The sequence below is a fragment of the Streptomyces sp. NPDC001781 genome (genome assembly GCF_053596035.1).
Window position 1 is genome coordinate 1 of the sequence record NZ_JBSFFI010000064.1, and the last position, 5,099, is coordinate 5,099.

Consider the following 5,099-nt stretch of genomic DNA (forward strand, 5'->3'; position numbering starts at 1 on the left):
CAACTGGTCCGGGCACTCGATCATCCACGGGGCCGAGGGCGCCCGGTGGGAGCCCGGCGACTACCTGCACCGCGTCTACGTCGCCGCGTTCGGCCCGGCGACCGGCCGCCACTGGCCGGCGTAGCGGGTCTGCTTGAAAGCAGCATGAAGCCCCGGAGCGTGGTGGCTCCGGGGCTTCGCTGTGTCCTCCGATGGCGTGGATTACTACCGGATCACCACCCGCGCGACGGGGCCGCGCGAGACAATGCGGCCCATGACTCGCCGCACATTCCCGGGGCACGCACCAGTTCCGGACGCCGCGCCCGATGCCCTTCCCCCCGCCGGGGCGTTAGGTGACGCTGGTCCCATGACGGAGGATCAGCAGGACGCGACCCCGGGGTGCACCTGCACCGGCGGCCCCTATCTCCACGGGCCTGAAGGTCTGCGCCGGGCCCTCCGGGACATCGGCGCCACGCCGCACCCCGACCAGCCGGACCGGCTCCCGGCCACCGGCCGACGGAGAGGAAACCACCCGTGAGCCAACCGTTCGCCCTCCGCCACGCGCAGCCGGCCCCGCCCGAACCGGACGTGCCGTACGCCTACGACCCCGAGCGCCAGGTGAACGTCCTCGCCGACGGCAGCCCGGCCGCCGCCGACGCGGGCGTGCTGCGTACCGTCGGGACCACGACGTCCACGGCCGGGTCCAAGACGCACTTTGACGACTGACCGGCTACCCTGTTGGGCACGACAGGGCGCGCACGACGAAGCCCCGGGGTCTGCAAACCTCCGGGGCTTCATCATGTCTGCGGGTCAGGCCGTGGCCTCGCCGGCGGCCGGGTCGGTGACGGTGACACCATCGCGGGTGCGGGACAGGACGCGGTCGTACGGCCGCTTCGGGTCGTCCCAGCCGCCTCCCCCGCCGTCCAGCGTCAGCGTCTTGGCGTTGACCCGTTTCACCCGGTACGTGTCCTGATGGGTGTCGAACGTGCGCACCGTGACGATGTCGCCGACGCGGAAGTCCCCGCGCTCCCACGACCGGGACCGGGTGGCCGTGATGTCCGTGATGGCGTCCTTGGCGTCCGCCTTTGCCCTCGCGTGCTTGGCGCTCTCCTGCGCTCGCTTCGCCTCGGTGTACGCGGACAGCGCCCGGTCATCCGCCGCGTGCGCGCGGTCCTTGGTGCGCCGGGCGCTGCGGTAGGAGTGGTGTCCGACGAGCAGCGGCTGCCCTCCCGCGAACCGGCCGAACATGCCGTCCGCGCGCTCCCTCTGCTGCTCGGCCTCGACCGTGAGTCGGTCGGCCCGCTGCTGGAGCCGGTCGGCTCGCCGGCGCTCGGGGCTCGGGTTGTCGGTCACGTCAGTCCCTCTTTCCTTGGTCCGTACGGTGAAGCCCCGGGACGCGGTGTCCCGGGGCCGGGCGTATCAGGCGGTGCGGCGCTTCGGGGCGCGGCGCACGTTCAGCACGGTGAAGTCCTTCGGGTCCTCGGGGCCGAGCGGCCAGGTCTCGCCGGTGCGCTCCATCTCCGCGCGCTGCCTGTCGTTCTTCGCCCGCATGAAGGCCACCGTCTCGGCGACGGCCACTCGCGCGGCCTCTTCTTTGTCGGCAGCCTGCACCACGCGGGTGCCGGCGCCGAGCGCGCCGCCGGTCTTCGGGTGGTGACGCTCGATGGTGACTCGGAAGGTCTCGCTCATGGCCGGTTCCTCTTTCCTTGGTCTGTCGGGGCTCCCGTCCCGATGAATTAATTAAACCATGGACGCCGTCGAACGCGCAACCCGCAGAGTGCCACGGAACGCCGTTCCCGCAGAATCGCTCCTGGTGAAGCGCAAAACGTGTGATTTGATCAGGACGCCCGGCAGCGGGCTGTGGCACCGTGGGTGCATGAGACTCTGGCCCCGCCGCAAGCGTCGCGCACCGGTCGCGGTCGTCCCGGACCGCACGCGGATCGCCCTCCTGGAGTACGAGCTGTACGGCATCGAGCCCGCGCCGGGCTCCACGGCAGCGGCGGTCATCGGGCTGCGGCAGTTCGGCGCAGCTCTCCGGGGTGACGCGGACCGGAGCAAGTAGGCTCATCGCCCGTGACCACCACCACGATCACGACCACGGGCGCCGCGAGTCCGGTCCTCGCCTCCGCGATGCACACCCACCTCGCCGGGCTCCGCGCGCGGTTGGGAGTCGTCCGCCCGCGCGACCGCCGGACCCGCCGGCTCGGCCCGCCCGTGCACCGCCTTGATCTGCTGCACGCGACAGTGGAGCGCGAGACGTTCGAGCACGTCGTCACCTGGCTGCGCTCGCGCCGCTCAGACGGCACCGCGCGGGAGTACGCCGACGACGTCCGCCACTGGACGCTCGCCGGGCGGGAGTTGTGCGGCACGGAGCCCTGGTACCTCGGCTCCATCACCTCCGACGTGATCCCGGTGTGGCGCGGCTGGGCGACCGAGGAGCTGCGGCTGGGCCCGCGCCGGGTCAACCGCCTCGCCTCCAGCCTGACGTCGCTCATCGACTGGGTGAAGTACCGGACCCGGCAGGAGCTGGTCCACCCCATCACCCGGTACGACCGGTTCAGGGTCGACCCGAACGACGAGTCGTCCATGACACCGATCCTGGAAATCCGCGAACTCCAGGCCGTCCTCGGCGCGTGCACGACCGCCCGGCAGGCGTTCGCGGTGAGCCTGATCTACACCCTGGCCGGCCGGGTCTCGGAGTGCTGCGACGCCTCCACGGCCGATCTGTCCTCGGAGTCCGGGGCCTGCGTGCTCACCCTGCGGCGCAAGGGCGGGAAGACGGTCCCCTTCCCGCTGCCGTCGGAGCTGTGCGGCCTCGGCGCGGCGGCCTGGCAGGGCAGCACGAGCACGTCGCTGCTGCTGGACGACGACGGCCGGCCGATGGACCGCCACGGCGTCGACCGGCTGCTGAACCGGCTCGGCCGCCAAGCCGGCGTGCTCCCGGGCCGCGACCTCACCCCGCACGTGCTGCGCGGGAGCAAACTCACCACATGTACGACGAAGGCACGCCGCCCGACGACATCCGCCGATTCGCCGACCACGCGAACGTGGTCACGACGATGCGGTACATCCGGCGCCGTACCAACGCCGACCTGCGGGCGAAGCACACCCAGGCGTCGGTGAAGGTCTACGCGGGCCTGGTGGACCGGTTCCTGTGACACGGCGAAGCCCCGAGGACCGGTGGTCCAAGGGGCTTCGGAGGCGGGGTGTGGTCAGGCGCCGGTCTCGTGGCGCAGGGACTCCTCGTCGGTGCCGAGCAGCGTCGCGGCGGAGGCCAGGGAGCCGACCACGGCTGTGATCTTCTCGACCTCCCGGGCCAGCAGCCGGGCGTACTCGCCGGCTTCCGCTGGGTCGGTCAACACCTTGCCGCGCCAGTGCCGGGCCCCGGCCATGGCGTTGACGAGCGTGCGGTGCCGCGCGGGGTCCACGTCCGCCATCACCTCGCGGACCGCCGCCGCGTGCGCCTCCACGGCGCGGATGGCGTCGACCACCTCGGCGGGCGCGGTACCTGCGGAGGTCTGCGGGTAGTCCCGCGCGCCCCAGCCGTCCGGGGCGTAGCGGTCCTCGTACATCTCCCCGCCGCCCGCGAAGTTCTGGACGTCCTCCAGCTCGGCAGTGGAGTAGTGCCCGCCGTCATGACGGGTGACGACGAACAGGTCCCCGGACGGGGAGACCAGCAGGCTGCCGACCCCCACGGCGTCGGCGTCCGGGACGCGCGGCGTACGGCTCATGGTTGCTTCCTCGTTCCTTGGTCAGGGGTTCGGTCAGGCGGTGCGGTCGTGCTTGCGGACGATGTTCCAGTACGTGTCGCTGTCGACGTCGTCCACGCTGTTCTTGGCCCCGGCCGCGCCGAGGTCGGCCACGATGGCGTCGATGTCGTAGTCCTCGATGTGATCGCCGAGGGTGGTGGAGACCTGGTGGGCGATGGCGGTGCGGTCCATGATTCGTTCCTCCGTGGTCGGTGTTCCTGATTTGATTAAATCACCGTTGGACGGGTTCGGCAACCGTCGTGCAGCCGGCCGCGTCCAGCGCCCCGGAGATCGTGTCCCGCTCGGCGGCCGTGAACGGCCGGGTGCTGTCCCACTCGTTCATCGGGTCCCAGCCGAACAGGACGATCGGCCCGCGCGTCTCGGGGGCGTCCTCCGGGCGCAGCCCGGCGACGTGTGCCAGCGCGGCGGCGGCGTACGGGTTCGGCGGGTACACCTCGCGCAGGACCAGCGCGCAGTCGGACATGGCGATCCGCAGCCGTGAGCCGTCGGTGAGGAACGCCCGGCCGATGCCGTGCGGCCCCAGGTGCTCGTTGGCGGCGGCGATCTCGTCGCCCCACACGGCGCGGCCGTCGGGGTGAATCAGGACGTAGACGTGTTCCGTGGTCGTCATGCGCAGCACGCTAGCGGAGCGCACTGACAGGCGCCCGGTGAACACGGCGAAGGCGCCGTGCTCCCTGCTGGTGGGCACGGCGCCTTCGGGCTGCGGGGTCAGGCCGCCGGCGAGGGCGTGACGTCCAGGCGCACGTCGATGGACTCGATGGCCGCCGTCAGCTTGTCCACGATGGCCTGCGCGTCCAGGCCGCCGACGTTCGCGGACAGCTTCGCCACGGCGTCCACCAGCGTGGCGTTCGTCTTGGCCAACGCGTCCATCTTGGCGGCGAGCGCCTTGACCAGCGCCTGGGTGTCCCGGTCCTGAAGGTAGCCGTACCGCAGGTACGACTCGGCGGTCCAGAACTTGTTTCCCTTGGGGTCCTTGTCGCCGTCCGGCGAGGCCAGCACGTTGTCCGTCTGGAACAGGGTCTTCACGTCGTTCGATGTGGCCACGGGAGAGTCCGCCTCCTGCTGCTGAGTGGTCGGTGTCTTGCCGGGCGTCCACTGCCCGTAGTCCTCGGCGGTCGCGGTGTTCAGGTCGCACGAGACGCCGTTGATGGTCTTCTGGAGGCCCTGTCGGATCACCGCGCGGGCGTCCCACTGGCCGCCGGACCAGGCGACGGTCTGCCACGCCCACGTCGCCTTGCCCGCGTCCAGCGCCCGCTTGACCGGGTAGTAACCGCCGTAGATGCCGACGCGGTCCCGGCCGATGACCGACCCGGCGCCCGCCAGGGGGCCATCAACACCAGCCGAGACGTC

Annotated in this window: 8 protein-coding genes and 1 pseudogene; 3 read left to right on the forward strand and 6 right to left on the reverse strand. The window is 71.6% G+C overall.

Annotated elements, in window-relative coordinates; translation table 11 throughout:
- The first annotated feature begins 513 nt into the window (after positions 1-513).
- A complete protein-coding gene (tgmA, locus tag ACWCV3_RS28420; RefSeq protein ID WP_451230067.1) occupies positions 514-705 on the forward strand; it encodes a putative ATP-grasp-modified RiPP in 192 nt (63 codons plus the stop codon).
- 84 nt (positions 706-789) lie between these two features.
- Here the strand turns inward: tgmA and ACWCV3_RS28425 are convergent, their stop codons facing one another.
- On the reverse strand, positions 790-1,332 hold the full coding sequence (locus tag ACWCV3_RS28425; protein WP_451230070.1) for a DUF3560 domain-containing protein: 543 nt from the start codon (positions 1,330-1,332) through the stop codon (positions 790-792).
- Positions 1,333-1,398: 66 nt separating this feature from the next.
- The gene (locus tag ACWCV3_RS28430; RefSeq protein WP_451230073.1) at positions 1,399-1,668 is read right to left on the reverse strand and encodes a hypothetical protein; all 270 of its coding nucleotides are present in this window, start codon (positions 1,666-1,668) and stop codon (positions 1,399-1,401) included.
- 187 nt (positions 1,669-1,855) lie between these two features.
- On the opposite strand from ACWCV3_RS28430, the gene ACWCV3_RS28435 reads away from it, so the two are divergent.
- Complete coding sequence (locus ACWCV3_RS28435; protein ID WP_451230076.1) at positions 1,856-2,041, forward strand: hypothetical protein; 186 nt, start codon at positions 1,856-1,858, stop codon at positions 2,039-2,041.
- Between the two features lie 11 nt (positions 2,042-2,052).
- On the forward strand, positions 2,053-3,102 hold the full coding sequence (locus ACWCV3_RS28440) for a tyrosine-type recombinase/integrase (protein WP_451230079.1): 1,050 nt from the start codon (positions 2,053-2,055) through the stop codon (positions 3,100-3,102).
- Between the two features lie 89 nt (positions 3,103-3,191).
- Here the strand turns inward: ACWCV3_RS28440 and ACWCV3_RS28445 are convergent, their stop codons facing one another.
- The 4 genes and pseudogenes from ACWCV3_RS28445 to ACWCV3_RS28460 all read right to left on the reverse strand — a co-directional run.
- Positions 3,192-3,710 (reverse strand): hypothetical protein, encoded by a 519-nt coding sequence (locus ACWCV3_RS28445; protein WP_451230082.1) that lies wholly within the window; start codon positions 3,708-3,710, stop codon positions 3,192-3,194.
- Between the two features lie 33 nt (positions 3,711-3,743).
- The gene (locus tag ACWCV3_RS28450) at positions 3,744-3,920 is read right to left on the reverse strand and encodes a hypothetical protein (protein WP_451230085.1); all 177 of its coding nucleotides are present in this window, start codon (positions 3,918-3,920) and stop codon (positions 3,744-3,746) included.
- Positions 3,921-3,960: 40 nt separating this feature from the next.
- Positions 3,961-4,359 carry a hypothetical protein gene (locus ACWCV3_RS28455; protein ID WP_451230087.1) on the reverse strand — a complete coding sequence of 133 codons (399 nt, stop codon included), beginning with the start codon at positions 4,357-4,359 and terminating at the stop codon, positions 3,961-3,963.
- Between the two features lie 98 nt (positions 4,360-4,457).
- Positions 4,458-5,099 (reverse strand): annotated as a pseudogene (locus tag ACWCV3_RS28460) (hypothetical protein); the annotation flags it as partial.